Genomic DNA, 15,837 nt, shown 5'->3' on the forward strand with positions numbered 1-15,837 from the left:
GCATGGGCCTGGCGAGACTGCTCCATCCCCTCGCGCCGACGGTCTTCTTCGCGGAGACCTGGGAGCGCAATCCCTTGGTGCTCCCGGGAGCGCCCGAGCGTTGGTCGGACCTCTTCGCGTCGCGCGACCTCGGGCGCCTGTTGGCCTACCGCCCACCCCGGTCCATCGAGGACATGTCGCTCGTCAAGGAAGGGCGCCATCGGGATGAGAACTGGGTGGCGCCGGACGGCTCGCCACGGCTGGAGCAGGTGCAGGCCGCGTGGCGCGAGGGCTTCACGATCATCATCAACAGGTTGGGGCGGTTCTGGGAGCCCGTGGGCCGCTTCTGCGCCGCCGTGGAGGAGGAGCTGCACCACCCCGTGGGCGCCAACCTCTACATGACACCCGCTGGAGCGCAGGGCTTCAGGGCCCACTTCGACGTCATGGACGCCTTCGTCCTGCAACTCGAAGGCTCCAAGGTGTGGCAGGTGCGAGGACCGCAGCGCGTCCTCCCACTCCCCGACGAACACACCCCCGAGCTGTCCTCGCCCCTGCCACCCGTGCTCCTGGAGCACGAGCTGAAGCGCGGGGAGGTGCTCTACATCCCTCGGGGCTTCATCCACGAGGCCCGTGCGGCGCGGACCCAGTCGGTGCACCTGACGCTCGGCCTCCAGGCCATCACCTGGGAGGAGCTCGTCAGGGCGGCCATCTCCGTCGCCCGGCGCGACGAGCGGTTCCGCAGGGGGCTGCCCCCCGGGTTCCTGGCGGGGTCCACGACGATGGAGCAGACCTTCCAGGCGCTCCTCGCGGAGCTGCCTCGGAAGCTCGAGCTGGACTCCGCCCTCACCCAGCTCGCGGAGCGGCTCGTCGTCCAGAAGCCACCGCCCCCCACGGAGGACCTCCTCGAGGAGCCCGCGGCCTTGGCCATCAGCGCCGTGCTCACGCGGCGTCCGGGCCTGGTGCTGCGGGTCATGGAGGGCCCCGGGTATGCGGGCCTCCAATACTCCGGGGGCAAGCTCGTGGGGCCGGCGAAGATCGCCCCGGCCTTGCGCCACATCCTCCTCGCTTCGGACATCGTCGTCCGGGACCTCCCGGGCCTGAGCGAGAAGGAGCAGCTCGTCCTCGCGGGGCGGCTGGTTCGTGGAGGGGTGCTCCGCGTGAGGGAGGACCCGTGAGCGAGGCGCGCGAGGAGGAGGCCGTGGTGCGTCGGATCGCGGCGCGCGCCTCGACGCTCTGGGAGCGCATGGAGGGCGCCTTCGTCCCCGACGACGGACCGGAGAGTGTCCGGCTGGCGAGCGAGCGCCTCGGGCGGTGGCGCGACAAGGCGGCGGGCGGGGACGCGCGGCTGTTCCAGCAGCGGCTCGACTGGCTCGGCACCACACCCAGGCAGGTGTTGCCCTGGCTGGGCGAGGTCCGGCTCGAGGGGGCGCTGCCCCCGTGGACGCGGACGTTCCGGCGGGCCATGGCGCTGCGACGGACGGTGGGGAAGCGGACGCAGGGCAGCGCGCTTCCCTTCGTCGAGCTGCTGCGCCCCTTCGCGGAGGTCGCCAGGGAGCTGCTCGACCTCGAGTGCCATGCCCTGCTCACGGAAGCGGCCTTCGACGACCTGGTGGAGGACCTGCTCCACGAGTTGAGTCATGTCGCGGCGCCCGCCTTGCTCGCGGAGTTCGTGGCCTTCCGTTCGAGCCGGGGAGGGCGCGCGGAGCCCTCTTCCCGTGTGCTGTACGAGGCCTTCACCGCGCAGCAGCTCGGAGAGGGCCTGTGGACGTTCTTCACCGACTACGCCGTGCTCGCGCGCCTGCTCTCGCGAGTCACCGAGCAGTGGGCGGCGCAGGTCGGTGAACTCGCCCGCGCCGTGAAGGCGGACCGCTGGGGGCTGCAGCGCCTCTTCACGCATGGGGCTCCGCTGGGACGCATCGCCTCCGTCCAATCCTCGCTCTCGGATCGACACCTGGGAGGCCGCACGGTCGCCCGCGTCACGTTCGAAGGAGGGGCGCGCCTCTACTTCAAGCCTCGGGGCCTGGGCGTCGAGGTGGCCTGGTACGAGCTGCTCGAGGCGCTGAATGCGCGCGGGGGAGACTTCCACCTCCTGCGGGTGCTCGACCGCGGCGCGTGGGGCTGGGTGGAGCCCGCGGTGCCCGCGCCCTGCGCGGATGCGGGAGAGCTTCGACGGTTCTATGTCCGCTCGGGGATGTTGCTGGGCCTCCTCTACGTGCTCGAGGCCTCGGACTGCTTCTACGAGAACGTCGTCGCCGCGGGCGCCTTCCCCGTCCTCATCGACACGGAGATGTTGATGCACCACGTCCCCCACCAGCGCCGGGACGGTGGGGCGGACGAAGCGCTCGCGCGGGACCTCGTCGTCGATTCCGTCTGTCGCGCGGGCTTCCTCCCCGCGTGGGACGTGGGGCCTCGGGGGGAGCGTGTCGACATCAGCGGGCTGGGGGCCACCGCGGGACAGGTGACCGGCTACCTGCGGAGGCAGTGGCATCACATCAACACCGATGCCATGGGATTGGAGCAGGTGCCCATCCGCTTGGAGGCGGAGGACCACCTGCCTCGACTCGGTGACGAGCGTCCGCGGGTCTCCGCGCACGCTGAAGCGCTCGTCGAGGGCTTCACCCGGATGTACCGGCAGCTCCGCGAGCATCGAAGGGAGCTGAGCCAGCCGGGCTCGCCGCTCGCGCGCCTGGCCTCCCAGGAGATTCGGTTCGTCTTCCATGCCTCGCGCATCTACGGGCTGTTGCTGAAGCGGCTCGGCGCGCCGAAGCACCTGCGCGTCGGCGTGGAGCGAAGCCTCGAGACGGACATCCTCAGCCGCTTCTACGTGGAATCGCCCGAGAAGGCCCGGTACTGGCCGCTGCTCGCGGCGGAGCTGGAGTCCCTCGAGCAGTTGGACCTTCCCTGCTTCAGGGCACGCGCGGACAGCCATTCGCTCACCCTCCCCACGGGGTACGTCCTGCCCGAGGCGTTCCTGGAGAGTGGCCGCGAGCGCGTGTGGCGCAAGCTCTCGCTCCTGGACGAGGCGGACCTGGCGTCCCAGGTGCGCTTCATCCACGCGGCGCTGAGCATGGGCGGCGCCTCCCGGGACCCCGCGTCCGCCTCGCGGTCCGGGCAGGAACCTCCTCGTTGCGACGAAGCGCCCCTGTCTCGCGAGGCGCTCGTCGCGGAGGCCGCCTCCATCGCCGCCGGGCTGCGCGCGCGGTCCATCCCCGCGGCCGATGGTGGGGCCACGTGGCTCGCGCCTCGGCTGGCGCCCCACTCGGGGCAGCATCCCCTGAGCCCGCTGCGCCTGGACCTGTACGACGGCCTGGGAGGCATCGCGCTGTTCCACGCGGCGCTGGAGCACGTCTCCGGTACGGGCCGCGAGATGGCGCTCGCGGCCTTGTCCTCGTTGCGGCGGTTCGTGGCGTCGGCCACCCCGGAGCTCGCGGCGCAGGAGGGGTATCCCCTGGGCGCGGCCTCGGGCATCGGCTCCTTCCTCTACGTGCTGTGCCGGACCTCTTCGTTGTTGGGGGAACCCGCGCTCCTGGACGACGCCTCCCGGGCCGCGAGCCTCATCACCCCGGAGGTCATCGCGGCGGACGACCAGTTCGATACCGTGTCGGGCGCGGCGGGAGCCCTCCTGGGGTTGTTGGTCTTGCATCAGGCGACGGGGTTGGAGACGGCGTTGGAGCGGGCCCGTCGATGTGGCGCGCACCTGCTCGAACACCAGCGCCCCTGTGAGCCGGCGGGCGCGGCATGGTTCGCGAGGAAGGGACGACCACTGACGGGGATCGCTCACGGCGCCGCGGGGATTGCCCTCGCGCTGCTGCGGCTGCACGCCGTGGTGGGGGACTCACGGCTGCGAGTCGCGGCGGAGCGAGCGTTGGCGTTCGAGGATTCCGTCTTCGTCCCCTCGGAGGCAGGCTGGCCAGACTTCCGGCATGTCCGGGGGGGCGCGCCCTCGTTCACGAACACCTGGTGTCATGGGGCAGCTGGCGTGGGGCTCGCGCGCCTGTCGGGGCGGGCCGTCCTCGACTCCGTGGCGGTGCGGCGCGACATCGACGCCGCCGTCTCCCGCGTGAGGAAGCAGGGCTTGGGGGACCGGGACGGGGTGTGTTGTGGCCAGGCGGGTGTCATCGAGCTGCTCTTCTCGGCGGCACGCTCGAGTGCTGACGAGGGGCTCGAAGCGCTGGCGCTCCGCCAGGCCTCCGCGGTGGTGCGGCGGGCTCGGACGGGAGGCTACCGGTTCGCCGGGGTCGAGCAGGGCGGCTTCCTCGAGCCGGCGTTCTTCCAGGGGCTCTCGGGCATCGGCTACCAACTGCTGCGGCTCGCCTTCCCGGGCCGTCTTCCCTCGGTGCTCGTCTGGGAATGAGGGACGGCCCATGGAGCGGAACGGCATGATGGAGCGGCTCACTTCCTTCCTGGCCCGCACGCGGGGCCCGGTGTCCGGCGGCGACGAGGTCGTCGCGCAGGCCCGCGAGTTGCTGGAGCAGGCCTATGTCCACCTGCCCGACGACGCGCTCACGGAGGTGGCGCCCCTGGGACGGCTGGAGGCGCTCCAACGCGCGCTGCCCTCGGAGCGGAGCCAGCTCCACCGGGAGCTGCTCGCGGTCTTCGCGCGACTGGGAGACCGCCACACCCACTGCGCCCTGCCCGAACCCTTCGCGAGCCACGTCGCGTTCCTGCCCTTCCTGGTGGGGGAGTTCCTGGAGGGGGAGTTCCCGCGCGTCACGGTGCTCGACTCCGCCGTGGAGGCGCTGGAGCGCGGAGACATCCTCGTCTCGTGGAATGGCGCCGCCCTGGCCGAGGTCCTCGGACGTCACCGGGCGTGGCAACACGGCGCCCATCCCGAGGCCCGCCACGCGAAGGCGGTGCAGACGCTGACCTTCCGACCCCTGTCGATGCTGCCTCCGCCCGATGAAGAGGCGGTCGTCCTGGAGTGCGTGTCCGCGCGCGGGATGCACAAGGAGGTCCGGCTGGTGTGGCAGGTGGCGGACGCCGCGTGGCTCGCGCGGCACTTCGCCTCCTCCCTGAGCGGAGCCTCCGAGGTCCGCCTCGAGAACGAAGGCGCGCTTCTCGCGCGCCGGGTGGACACCTCGCGGGGGACGTTCGGCTACATCCGGGTGGACTCGTTCGCGGGGCGCCCCGAGGTCGTCCTGGAGCAGTTCACGCGGGCACTGACTGACATGCCCCACCAGGGCGTCATCCTGGACCTGCGGCGCTGCGAAGACGGAATCGTGCGGAGTGGGGAGCGGCTGCTCCAGCTCTTCACCTCGCGGAGGATCCAACCCCAGCCCTTCCAGTTCCGACTGACGCCGTTGACCACCTCGCTCGTCCGTTCGGTGCCAGCGCTCGCGGAGTGGCGAGGCGCCGTCGAGCGCGCTGCGGCGCAGGGGCGGACCTTCTCGGAGGCCTTGCCGCTGACGCCCGTGGCGGAGGCGAATGGACTGGGACGGAAGTACACGGGCGCGGTCGTGCTCCTCACGAGCGCGCTGACGTACAGCACCGCGGAGATGTTCGCGGCGGGATTCCAGGACCACGGGATAGGGCGGGTGGTGGGGACGGCCGCGCGCACGGGTGGGGGCGGCGCGTCGCCATGGCCGCAGAGCACGCTCTTCAAGCTCTCCGGCAGTGACGCCTTCCGCCCCCTGCCCGAGGGGCCGCGCTTTCGCGTCGCCGTCCGGAGGTGTCAGCGCGTGCATGCGCGGGCGGGCCTTCCGCTCGAGCGCGAGGGGGTGGTCCCCGACGTGCTCCACGCGCCGACGCGGGCGGATCTCCTCCACGGGGAGCGGGACCTGCTGGAGGTGGCCGGAGAGGTGCTGACAGGGATGCGGTAGTCGCGACAACGAAAGGAAGGGGAGCGGGAATGTCCGAAGCGAACTTGGCGGCGAGGGCGCACGAGGTCTCGTCCAGCATCGACTTCCGGCGGCGGCTGCGCGAGCGGCAACAGCTCGTGACGCGGGCGCTGGACCAGCAGTTTCCTCCTGGCTCGGGCCCCCTGACGGCCGCCATCCGAGAGGCCCTCCTGGCGGATGGAAAGCGCCTGCGGCCCATCCTCTGCCTGGAGGCCTGTGAGTTCGTGGGGGGGAGCCTGGAGGCGGCGCTGCCCGCGGCCTGCGCCATCGAGATGATCCACAAGATGACGCTGGTGCACGACGACCTGCCGGCCATGGACGACGCGGAGACGCGCAACGGCCGACCCGCGCTGCACAAGGTGCATGGAGAGGCGCTCGCCATCCTCGCGGGGGATGCGATGCTGGTGCATGCGTTCGGCTTGCTGGCGTCCATCCGGGCGGTGCCCGCGGAGCGGGTGACGGAGGCCATCTCCCGTCTCTGCCAGGCGTTGGGCACCGCGGGGCTGGCGGGAGGACAGGCCCTGGACGTGCTCTCGCAGGCCGAGGACGTGACGCCCGAGAAGCTCGACCACGTCCATACCTGGAAGACGGCGAGCTTCTTCGAGGCGGCCATGGTCATCGGCGCGGAGGTGGGCGGCGCGGACGCGTCCCAGGTCGAGGCGCTCGCCCGGTACGGGAAGCTGCTCGGCAGGGCGTTCCAGATCTCCGACGACCTCCTGGACGCCGGGGACGCGCGGACGGTGGGCAAGGGGGAGGTGACGAACTACGTCCAGCTCCACGGGGTGGAGCTCGCCCGGCGCAGGCTGCGCGAGCTGCTGGACCAGGCCGTCAAGGCGCTCGCCTCGTGCAAGGGGGGCACGCTCCCGCTGCTCGCGGGGCTCACGGAGCTCGTGTGGGAGCGCTCCTGGCGTCCGGCGGAGGGGCCTCATGGCAACGACACCTGATGTGGCGTCGTACCGGTATGACGTCTGCCTGCTGTCGATGCCGTTCCCGGTGCTGAACCAGCCCTCGATGGCCTTGGGGTTGTTGAAGCCCGCCCTGATACGCGCCGGGCTGACGGCGAAGACGTTCTACCCCTGCCTGTGGTTCGCGGAGGAGGTGGGGCTCGACGCCTACGTCGCCATCTGTGACAGCAAGCAGGAGTTCCTGGTGGGGGAGTGGATCTTCGCGGAGGCCGCCTTCCCCGGCTTCCATCCGGAGAGCGACGACTACCTGGAGCGCGTGCTGTCCGCGCCGGTGTCCCGTGGCCTCTTGAGCAAGAGCCGCTTCAGTGGCGACCCGCGCGCGGCGCTGCTCGCGGCGCGAAAGGCGGCCGGGGGCTTCGTCGAGCGGGTCGCCGCCCGGGTCGTGGCGACGCGGCCGCGCATCGTCGGATGTACCTCCACGTTCACCCAGCACTGTGCCTCGTTGGCGGTGCTCCGGAAGGTCCGCGAGCTGGCGCCGGACGTCATCACCGTCATGGGGGGCGCCAACTGCGAGGGGGACATGGGGGTGAGCGCGCGGCGCCATTTCCCCTGGGTGGACTTCGTCGTCTCCGGAGAAGGGGACGCGCTCTTCCCCGCGTTGTGTCAACGCATCCTGGAGCATGGGCGGGACATCCCGGCGCGGCTGTTGCCGGTGGGGGTCATCGGCGAGGCACACCTGCGCCTCCCCGAAGGTTCCCCGGCGCCGAGGGCCTCCGTGTCACGCATGGACACGACGCCCGTGCCGGACTTCGACGACTACTTCGAGGCGCTCGAGGCCTCGCCGCTGGCGCCCTTCATCTTCCCGGGGCTCGCGATGGAGACGTCGCGGGGGTGTTGGTGGGGCAAGAAGCACCACTGCACGTTCTGTGGACTGAACGGCGGCAACATGGACTTCCGCTCCAAGAGCGCCAGTCGGGTCCTGGGGGAGCTGGCGGAGCTGTCCACGCGCTACGGCATCCGCAAGTTCAACATCGTCGACAACATCATGGACCTCGCCTACATCCAGGAGCTGGCGCCGCACCTCGCCACGGAGACGCCCTACACGCTCTTCTTCGAGACGAAGGTCAACCTGAAGCGCTCGCAGCTGGAGCGGCTCGCCGCGGCGGGGATCCGCCGCCTCCAGCCGGGTGTCGAGAGCATGCACGACGAGATCCTCCGACGGGTGGACAAGGGGACCACGGCGCTGCAGAACGTCCAACTGCTCAAGTGGGCGCGCGAGCTGGGCATCTTCATCACGTGGAACTTCCTGTGGGACGTGCCCGGGGAGCAGGACGCCTGGTACGGCGAGATGGCCGAGTGGTTGCCCTGGGTGACCCATCTCCAGCCTCCGGGCGTGGATCGCATCCAATTCCATCGCTTCAGTCCCTATCACCAGCGGCCCGCCAGCTTCGGGCTCGAACTGGAGCCGTACCCGCTCTACGCCCATGTCTATCCGCTCGCTCGCGAGGCGTTGGGGGAGCTGGCGTACTACTTCCATGACGCCCGTCGGAGATCCGCGAAGGAGGAGCTGGAGCGGCGGCCCTTCCTGAAGCAGGTGATGCGGGAGATCGGCCGGTGGAACAAGCTGTGGAACCGCGGAGGTGGTGGTGGCACGGCGGAGGCGCCGGTGCTGCGGATGTTCGACGAGGGCGAGCGGCTGCTCCTGGTGGATACGCGGCCCTGTGCCCAGGCGCGCGAACAGTTCCTCACCGGGCTCGCGAGGCAGATCTACCTCCAGTGTGATGGGATCCAGACCTCGAAGAGCCTGCATGAGGGGCTCGCGAGGCTTGGAGGCGAAGAGGTGCCGCGAGAGGAGGTGCAGGCCCTCCTGGACGACCTCGTGAGGCGCAAGCTGCTGCTGCGACAAGCGGATCGCTTCATCGCCCTGGCCTTGCGCGCGGTGTCGCGGATTCCAGACTCGGACGAGGACTTCCCCGGGGGCTACACGGACGTGGACCGTTGGCGCGAGAGCCTCGAGGAGGACGAAGGCGCGAGGTGGTCCCGGGCGTCATAGTGGTGGGAGTGACCTCCCTGGGGTCATCCGGGCGAAGCGATGTCGGTCTGTCTCTTGGCCCCTCGTGGGCCGCTCACATCGAGCGCGACGATGTCGGACTCCTCGAGCTGTCGCTCGAGCCGCTCAACGACGCGCTCACTGACTACCACCACCGTCGCGGTTGCTCGAGCAAAGTCGGTCGATGGTGGCGCTGCAAGACGCCACCTCGCTGGCGGAGGGAGGACCCAGCTCGATCGTCCACACGTCTCGCATGGCTTGTGGCGGTCCTCGCCAACCAGCCTGCCGCCCGGCATCACCTGCAACTCGAGCAGCTGGCCATCGCTCTTGACGCGCCGGAACGCCGCGGGGACCGCCACCGCGCCCGTGAGCCCATCGAGAAGCCGCATGACGTCCGGCCGGACCAGTAGCGTCCAGGGCATGTGGACACTGATTGGGCCGAACTGGCCCCGTGCTCTCCCGGTCAATGGGCCAAAGCCCGAGCCTGGTGTCACCACCGCGCCCTGCGGCACCAACGGCAATACGCTGTCACGCAATGCGGCGAACTCTGCCCAGGGAACATTTCGCGGACGCTCGAGCAGCTTCGCTACCTGCCCGAGCCCCGACAAGTCCACTGCCGGGTAGTCGTATCCTCCTCCTCCCCACTGCGCGGAGCACATGGGGCACGAGACGCCGGGCAGGGCCCAGCGCCGGCCCATGTCGTAGCCGCCACTCCACCGCACCTTCTCGCGTTCCTGCAGCGTGTAGTAGCGCATCTCATTCTCCGGTGGAGTACAGCCGCAGGGTCTCCCAATACGTCATGGGCATGCCGAGTAGCCCATACTTCGCGATCATCCGTCCTCCTTGTTTGAAGTGGTCGTCGCGGGTCGCCGAAATCCTGTTTGCTTCAATCCACTTCCTCCAGTCGCGATTCCAGGGACCTCCCTTTCCGCCCGCGTGGACTCGCTGGTGCTCCTCGACAGCGACCAGCAGGGTGTACTGATGGATGTCGATGCCTACGAACTCGAAGTAGCCCGCGAAGGCGCGCGGAAAGATGTGGTGCCGCTCCTTCGGCCGCTTCGTCCACTCGGCGATGGCCTTCCTTGCCGCCTTGACGCTCGGCAACTCGTCGCGCCGGTACCACGGAATGATGAAGACGGGAATCCGCCCAGGCAACGGCATTGCGCCGCCCCAGTACCTCTGGATGCGGGCTGTCGCACCGCCGGTTTGCGCTGGTGGGAACCGCAGCGCGAGTGGGGGCGAGGCAAGATCCTCACAGCGAAATAGCCCACATTCCTCCTCGCTACAGGCGGGCGCATAGCACCCGGTTTCCTCCCCGGAGGCCGCTGACCTCGCGCACTCCTCTGCGGAGTCGTCCACGCCACTGTCGAGCAGTTCGTCGCCGACGGGGTCTGGCATCGATGCGCATGCGGTCACCAGGACCGCACACCACAACAGCACCGCAAGTCTCATGGACTCCCCCGCGCTGCCTCGAGGCCGCGCTCCCGTAGACGAGCTGCACCCGCTTGCGGACCAACATCCGAGCTCACGCCGAGTCCGTTCGCCCCTCGACGCTCCTCGTTGTGGTGCCCCTCCCCAGTCGTTGAACGCTGGGGGCCTGGTGAAGGTAGATCGTCCGAGAAGTGAGCTCGGTCGTTCAGACTACGGAGGAGCCTTCGGGAGAAGGGTTGGATTCTGTCGGAGCGCTGTTCTGCCGGCGGGCTTCTTCCTCAAAAGCGACGAGGACGAGCGCTCGGAGCTTCTCGATGTCACTCGATGCGTTGAAGTACACGCGGCTCCGTCCGATTCCATCTGGTGCCGTCTCGACCTCGAATCCTGGCGCAAGCATCGCGGCTTGCTCCGCGGGCAGTCTCGTGACCAAGGACTTCTTCTTGCCGTTCGTGAAAGCCCTCAGGAACCACGACGTCACTTTGCCCAGATTGATGCCAAAGTAGGTCGTCGAGTCCTTGTAGCTGATGGCTTGTTTGAGTGCGGACTCGGCGCACAGCTTCTGGACGATTCGGAAGATCTCCAGTTCGAGTTCCGTCGTCTCGACCTGCGCGCTGGTCGCCGTGTCGCCTGCCTCGACCGTTCGCTGGAGCGCTTCGACGGGAGATGTCACGACGGCAGGTGCAGGTGCTGGGATGTTGGGTTGGGCGATCTCCTGCTGGATCGACTTGGTCATCATGTCCAGCAGCGTGGTCTGGATGGACTTCTTGACGATGGGGATGAACCGCTCGACGACACTGCGGGTCACGCGCCCGGAGACCAGCTCGACCTCCGCCAGGAGGAATCGCACGAAGCTCTCCGACGGGTTGCGCAGCAACTCGTTGATGAGAGTCGTGACCTTCCCTACGAAGATGATTTCCTCGGCGTGTCCCTGTATCGATGCCGCGTCGAAGAACTCTTTGGTGAATGGGCGGAGGAGTTCGACGTCACGGTCCGTGAATGTGAGGATGTTGAACTCCATGAACGGCGTTGCATCCATCACATTGAGGGATTGGAGGTCGGTGAAGAACCGATAGCGGGTTCCATTGGTCACGACACCAATGCGGACGGATTGCGTGGCGTTGAAGTAGCGAGCCAACTGCCCGTCATGATCCTCCGGGGTGGTGTCGGCGGCCTTGCATTCGATGAACAGGGCGGGTTGTCCCCGGAGATGCAGGGCATAGTCGACCTTCTCCATCACCCCGCCGCGCTTCTTTGCGAAGTCTGCGACGTACTCGGGTTGGGTCTCGGTCGGGTCATAGATGTCGTAGCCGAGTGCTTGGATGAACGGGAGGATGAGGGCCTGCTTCGTGGCCTCTTCCCCCTTGATGAAAGCCTGCCTCTTTCGAACCTGCTCCGAGAGCAGCTTCAAATCCTCACCAAGACCCATGTCATTCCCTCGTGTTCAGGAACATCAATCCGTGGTGTGGTTTACGCTAACGCAAGGCCTGCGCTTGCCTCAAACGTCAATCGAATGAGTGCAGAGCAAGGTCTGGTTTGACACCGCGAAAGTCATTGACCCAGCCAGAATCGGTGAAGCCAGGGTTGAGCAAGGAGGTGGGCAGGGCAGGGGGGCTTTCCAGAATCGCTTCCCGTCGTCCCGTGGGTGCGGCTACCGTTGACGCGCTGTTCCGTCCCTGGCTCGTCCGAGGTACTTCCCGCATGTCGTCGCCCGTCGCCCCTGAGTTCGACCTCGCGTCCGTGGATTCGGAGGGCTTCCACCGTGAGCTGAAGGCGCTGCGGGCGGAGCTGGACGCGGGGCTCGGAGCGGCGGACGAAAAGCACCTCCGGAAGATCGAGTGGTGGGGGCGCGTGGGCACGCTGCTGGGCGTCGCCACCTGCTGGCTGGCCCCCAACCCCTTCAGCGCCGCCGCGCTCAGCGTGGGCCGCTCCACGCGGTGGCTGCTCATGCACCACGTGGGACACCGGGGCTACGACCGGGTCCCAGGCATCCCGCACTCCCGCACGGGCAAGGGCTTCGCCAAGGGCGCGCGCCGCTATCTCGACTGGCTGGACTGGATGCTGCCGGATGCCTGGGTGTTCGAGCACAACGTGCTCCACCACTCGTACACCGGCGAGGAGGCCGACCCGGACCTGCTGGAGCGCAACGCGGAGGGCACGCTGCGCAACCCCGACCGCCCGCTCGCGCTCCGCTACCTCCAACTCGTGCTGCTGGCCCTCACGTGGCGCGCCTCCTACTACGCCCCTGAGACGCTCAGCGCCCTGCGCCGCAAGGGGCGCCGTGACGGCGGGGCGCTCACGCGCGCGGAGTGGAAGGAGCTGCTGCTGAGCTGCTACCTGCCGTACGCCGCCGTCCAGTTCGTCCTCTTCCCGGCGCTGTTCCTCGTCATCGGGCCGTGGGCGGTGTTCAGCGCGTTCTGCAACTCGCTGCTCGCGGACGTCCTCACCAGCGTCCACACCTTCCTCGTCGTCGGCCCGAACCACACCGGCGAGGACCTCTACCGGTTCGACGCATCCCCGGCCAACAAGGGCGTCCGCTACGTCCAGCAGGTGATCGGCAGCGCGAACTACCGCACGGGTGGCGACCTGAACGACTTCGCGCACCTGTGGCTGAACTACCAGATCGAACACCACATCTGGCCAGACCTGCCCATGCTCAAGTACCGCGAGGCGCAGCCGAAGGTCCGCGCCCTCTGCGAGAAGTACGGCATCCCCTACGTGCAGGAGAGCGTGTGGACCCGCGTCCGGAAGATGGTGGACGTGGTCGTCGGCAAGCGCTCCATGCGCAGGCTCACGCCGGTGGACAAGGCGGAGGTTCCACTCCCCGCAACGGACGGCATCCCGGCCACCGCGGCCTGAGCCGGACGCGCCCTCAGGCGGGAGAGGCTCGGCGCGGTCCCTGGGGCCGCGTGAGGGTCTTCGCGGTAGAGGGGGCTTCGGGCTCCTCCCGGCGGAGGACCTCGACGTCCACGACCCTCGCGCCGTCGACGGAGGCGGGAGGCCCGAGCGTCACCACGAGCAGCCGATAGGCCTCCTCGAGCCGCTTGTGCAGCTTGACGAAGTTGACCTGCGCCGTGCCGGGCATGTCCTCGGTGTACGTGAAGTACCACCGCATCTCGTCCAGGCTGCTGTAGTAGCGGTCCACCACAGCCTGCTCCTGTTCGGAGAGGTGGACGAGCTGCTCGAAGGCGCTGTCGGCGTAGCGCGAGTCGATGGTCTCGAGCAGCGGCTCCCGGCTGCGCAACCGGGAGAAGAGGTTGAACATCTCGTCACGTCGCGCTTCGAGTCTGCGCATGATGCCGTTGGCGTCCATCGCAATCAGGTTGCGGACGCGGGCGGCCATCTCATCGGCCTTCTTGCGGCGAGCCATGGTGTCCCAGCCTAGCGCTCGGCCGTGGGTGGGGCCAATGGGGGCCCGTCGTGCATCAGTAGACGCGCAGCAGGCGGGCCTGGCACACGAAGCGGGGGTTGCTGAAGTCGACGACCTCGAGCTCCCCCGTCGTCTCCTCGAAGCGCCCCGCGAGGATCCCCGCCGCCGCCATCGCGGCCATGGTGAGCGAGTCCCGCCCTCTCACGTCCTTGAGCTTCCGGAAGTAGACGACGCGGCCCTCCACCGCCCAGAGCGTGTGGATGCCCTCGGGGCGGACACCGCGGGCGTCGGGCGGTGGGGGCGCGAGCTTCACGAGCGAGCCCGGCACGGCGCCGAGGACGAAGGCGTCATAGGCCGGGTTGCCGCTGAGGCTGACGAGCTTCGCGTCGCGCAGCGAGCCGTCGGGGCCCTGGTGCAGCTCCAGGGTGACGATGAGCTTCGCGCCGCCTCCCCGCGCGAGGTTCAGGACCTCGTCCCCGACCTGGCTCCGGGCCCGGAGTCCCTCCGCGTCGACGTCGCCGCGTTCGAGCTCCCGGTCCTTGAGCTGCTCGGCGATGGTGGGCGCGTTGGGGACGGAGGCGCTGGGAGTGCCGGTCGCGCCGTAGTTCTTCAACTGGGTCCCCCAGGCGGTCGCCGCCTGACGCAGGACGCTGGTGCCGGAGAAGACCGGGGCATCCTCGAACCCATCCTCGAGCGCCTCGCGCAGCCGGCTGAAGTAGGGGTCGATCAACCCGTTGGCCACGCGGATGGCGGCCTGTTGGTCGTCGATGAAGCCCTGCACGCGTTCGCCGACACGGGCGCGCTCCTCGCGCGCGAGGGCCTCCGGAGAGGGACCCGGGTCACCCGGGCGGACCGTCTTCCCACTCTGGATCGGCCCCCCTGGCAGGGACGGCGATGGCTTCCCGGGCGAGAGGTGGGAGGGGAGTGAGAGCGGAGCGCCGCCCCGAGGCGGTGGCGCGCGCAGTGGGCTGTCCGCGAGGGCAGGGGGCGGGGGGGTGGGTGCTGGGGGCGGACCCGAGGGCACGACCTCACTGGGTGCCTCGGGGCTGGAGGTCCGCGGCGGCGCTCCGGTCTCCCGAGGTCCAGGGGCCTCCACGGGCGCGAGGACAATCGGAGTCTCGGGAGCGCTCGGGGGGGAGGAGGGCGCCGCGCCGGGAGCCGGCTTGCGCGTGGGGGGGCGTCCGGTCGGTGGGGCGAGAGGAGCGCTCGCCACGGGCGCGGCGGGCGCCGATGGCTGGGTGACGACCTCGACGAAGAGCGGTTCGGGGGCTGGAGGGCGGGGCGCCGGGGGCACGCGGTGCGGCGTGTTCCAGAGGAGCGCCAGCACGAGGGCGTGGAGTGCCAACGAGGCCAGGCCCGCCCATGCGAGGCGTCGATACCGCCGCATCACGACTCCCACATCCCCTGGCGCCCGGAGGGGCGCTCCATGCCGGCCCGCGTGGAGGGTTCCAGCCTAGTTCTTTCCACCCCGCCGCGCTCCTCGGGCGATGGCCGGGAGGTGTGCGTCGTTGGACGCGAGGCCCGCCCTGCATGCCTGCTAACCTCGGGGCATGGTGCTCAAGATCGTCCAGGCAGGAGAGCCGGTCCTGCGTCAGAAAGCCCGAGACCTGACGCCCGAGGAGATTGGAAGCCCCGAGGTGCAGCGCCTCATCGTGCTGATGCGGGACACGATGCGGGATGCGCCGGGGGTCGGACTGGCCGCGCCGCAGGTGGGCGTGGGGGTGCGACTCGTGGTCGTCGAGGACCGCGCCGAGTACCAGGCCGGCGTGCCTCCCGCGGACCTCGCGGCGCGCGAGCGGTCGCCGGTTCCCTTCCACGTCCTCATCAACCCGCGCCTCGTCGTGGAGGACGCCACTCCGGCCGAGTTCCACGAGGGCTGCCTCAGTGTCACGGGCTTCACGGCGCTGGTGGCGCGGGCTCGGAGCGTGAGGGTGGAGGCGCTGGACGAGAGGGGACAGCCCGTGACGGTGCGCGGAACGGGCTGGTACGCGCGCATCCTCCAGCACGAGCTGGACCACCTGGACGGCACGCTCTACCTGGACCGGATGGAGACGCGCAGCTTCGCGACGCTGGAGAACCACCGTCGCTACTGGGCGGGGCGCTCCACGGCCGACGTGCGGGAGGCGCTGGGGCTGGCCACGTCCCCCGGGACGAAACGCTGACGCGTTCCGGAGCCGCCCACCCATCGCGTTCCGGACAGGACGCGCCCCTGGGCGCGCGCACCATCTGACAGTGGTGGTGACTTCGCGCGACGTCGCCTGGAGGCCG

Annotated in this window: 12 protein-coding genes; 7 read left to right on the top strand and 5 right to left on the bottom strand. The window is 69.5% G+C overall.

All coding sequences use genetic code 11. The annotated features are described in order from the left end of the window. Positions 1 to 2: 2 nt before the first annotated feature. From LZ198_RS22540 to LZ198_RS22560, 5 genes are read left to right on the top strand one after another with little or no spacing between them, the layout of a single operon-like run. A complete protein-coding gene (locus LZ198_RS22540; protein ID WP_253974091.1) occupies positions 3 to 1,154 on the top strand; it encodes a cupin domain-containing protein in 1,152 nt (383 codons plus the stop codon). Further along, entirely contained in the window at positions 1,151 to 4,333 is a 3,183-nt protein-coding gene (locus tag LZ198_RS22545; RefSeq protein ID WP_253974092.1) for a type 2 lanthipeptide synthetase LanM family protein, read from the top strand. Before LZ198_RS22540 ends, LZ198_RS22545 begins: the two co-directional genes overlap by 4 nt. 10 nt (positions 4,334 to 4,343) lie before the next feature. Then, positions 4,344 to 5,798 carry a S41 family peptidase gene (locus LZ198_RS22550; RefSeq protein WP_253974093.1) on the top strand — a complete coding sequence of 485 codons (1,455 nt, stop codon included), beginning with the start codon at positions 4,344 to 4,346 and terminating at the stop codon, positions 5,796 to 5,798. Positions 5,799 to 5,827: 29 nt separating this feature from the next. Continuing rightward, a complete protein-coding gene (locus LZ198_RS22555) occupies positions 5,828 to 6,760 on the top strand; it encodes a polyprenyl synthetase family protein (protein ID WP_253974094.1) in 933 nt (310 codons plus the stop codon). Next, positions 6,744 to 8,774, top strand: a complete 2,031-nt coding sequence (locus tag LZ198_RS22560; RefSeq protein ID WP_253974095.1) for a RiPP maturation radical SAM C-methyltransferase — start codon at positions 6,744 to 6,746, stop codon at positions 8,772 to 8,774. The genes LZ198_RS22555 and LZ198_RS22560 overlap by 17 nt, the downstream gene beginning before the upstream one ends. A gap of 23 nt (positions 8,775 to 8,797) precedes the next feature. On the opposite strand, the gene sitI6 is transcribed toward LZ198_RS22560, so the two are convergent. The 3 genes from sitI6 to LZ198_RS22575 form a co-directional block, all read right to left on the bottom strand. Beyond that, a complete protein-coding gene (sitI6, locus tag LZ198_RS22565) occupies positions 8,798 to 9,526 on the bottom strand; it encodes a SitI6 family double-CXXCG motif immunity protein (RefSeq protein WP_253974096.1) in 729 nt (242 codons plus the stop codon). A 1-nt stretch (position 9,527) separates the two neighbouring features. Beyond that, positions 9,528 to 10,223 (bottom strand): SitA6 family polymorphic toxin lipoprotein, encoded by a 696-nt coding sequence (gene sitA6 / locus LZ198_RS22570; RefSeq protein WP_253974097.1) that lies wholly within the window; start codon positions 10,221 to 10,223, stop codon positions 9,528 to 9,530. A 184-nt stretch (positions 10,224 to 10,407) separates the two neighbouring features. Continuing rightward, complete coding sequence (locus LZ198_RS22575) at positions 10,408 to 11,628, bottom strand: type I restriction endonuclease (protein WP_253974098.1); 1,221 nt, start codon at positions 11,626 to 11,628, stop codon at positions 10,408 to 10,410. 272 nt (positions 11,629 to 11,900) lie between these two features. On the opposite strand from LZ198_RS22575, the gene LZ198_RS22580 reads away from it, so the two are divergent. Beyond that, positions 11,901 to 13,058 carry a fatty acid desaturase family protein gene (locus tag LZ198_RS22580; protein WP_253974099.1) on the top strand — a complete coding sequence of 386 codons (1,158 nt, stop codon included), beginning with the start codon at positions 11,901 to 11,903 and terminating at the stop codon, positions 13,056 to 13,058. A gap of 13 nt (positions 13,059 to 13,071) precedes the next feature. Here LZ198_RS22580 and LZ198_RS22585 read toward each other — a convergent pair whose 3' ends face one another. Both LZ198_RS22585 and LZ198_RS22590 read right to left on the bottom strand, forming a co-directional pair. Next, positions 13,072 to 13,569, bottom strand: a complete 498-nt coding sequence (locus LZ198_RS22585) for a hypothetical protein (RefSeq protein ID WP_253974100.1) — start codon at positions 13,567 to 13,569, stop codon at positions 13,072 to 13,074. Between the two features lie 55 nt (positions 13,570 to 13,624). Then, complete coding sequence (locus LZ198_RS22590; RefSeq protein ID WP_253974101.1) at positions 13,625 to 14,350, bottom strand: TonB C-terminal domain-containing protein; 726 nt, start codon at positions 14,348 to 14,350, stop codon at positions 13,625 to 13,627. A 769-nt stretch (positions 14,351 to 15,119) separates the two neighbouring features. Between LZ198_RS22590 and def the strand changes: the two genes are divergently transcribed. Beyond that, positions 15,120 to 15,731 (top strand): peptide deformylase, encoded by a 612-nt coding sequence (gene def, locus LZ198_RS22595; RefSeq protein ID WP_253974102.1) that lies wholly within the window; start codon positions 15,120 to 15,122, stop codon positions 15,729 to 15,731. Positions 15,732 to 15,837 lie beyond the last annotated feature (106 nt).

Origin of the sequence: Myxococcus dinghuensis (genome assembly GCF_024198235.1) — a bacterium.
In the GTDB taxonomy this organism is placed as follows: Bacteria; Myxococcota; Myxococcia; order Myxococcales; family Myxococcaceae; genus Myxococcus; species Myxococcus dinghuensis.

Excerpts from the sequence above, each read along its gene's own strand:
- LZ198_RS22540 (WP_253974091.1), top strand. The coding sequence starts at position 3 with ATGGGCCTGGCGAGACTGCTCCATCCCCTCGCGCCGACGGTCTTCTTC.
- LZ198_RS22550 (WP_253974093.1), top strand. The coding sequence starts at position 4,344 with ATGGAGCGGAACGGCATGATGGAGCGGCTCACTTCCTTCCTGGCCCGC.
- LZ198_RS22555 (WP_253974094.1), top strand. The coding sequence starts at position 5,828 with ATGTCCGAAGCGAACTTGGCGGCGAGGGCGCACGAGGTCTCGTCCAGC.
- LZ198_RS22560 (WP_253974095.1), top strand. The coding sequence starts at position 6,744 with ATGGCAACGACACCTGATGTGGCGTCGTACCGGTATGACGTCTGCCTG.
- sitI6 (WP_253974096.1), bottom strand. The coding sequence starts at position 9,526 with ATGCGCTACTACACGCTGCAGGAACGCGAGAAGGTGCGGTGGAGTGGC.
- sitA6 (WP_253974097.1), bottom strand. The coding sequence starts at position 10,223 with ATGAGACTTGCGGTGCTGTTGTGGTGTGCGGTCCTGGTGACCGCATGC.
- LZ198_RS22575 (WP_253974098.1), bottom strand. The coding sequence starts at position 11,628 with ATGGGTCTTGGTGAGGATTTGAAGCTGCTCTCGGAGCAGGTTCGAAAG.
- LZ198_RS22580 (WP_253974099.1), top strand. The coding sequence starts at position 11,901 with ATGTCGTCGCCCGTCGCCCCTGAGTTCGACCTCGCGTCCGTGGATTCG.
- LZ198_RS22585 (WP_253974100.1), bottom strand. The coding sequence starts at position 13,569 with ATGGCTCGCCGCAAGAAGGCCGATGAGATGGCCGCCCGCGTCCGCAAC.
- def (WP_253974102.1), top strand. The coding sequence starts at position 15,120 with ATGGTGCTCAAGATCGTCCAGGCAGGAGAGCCGGTCCTGCGTCAGAAA.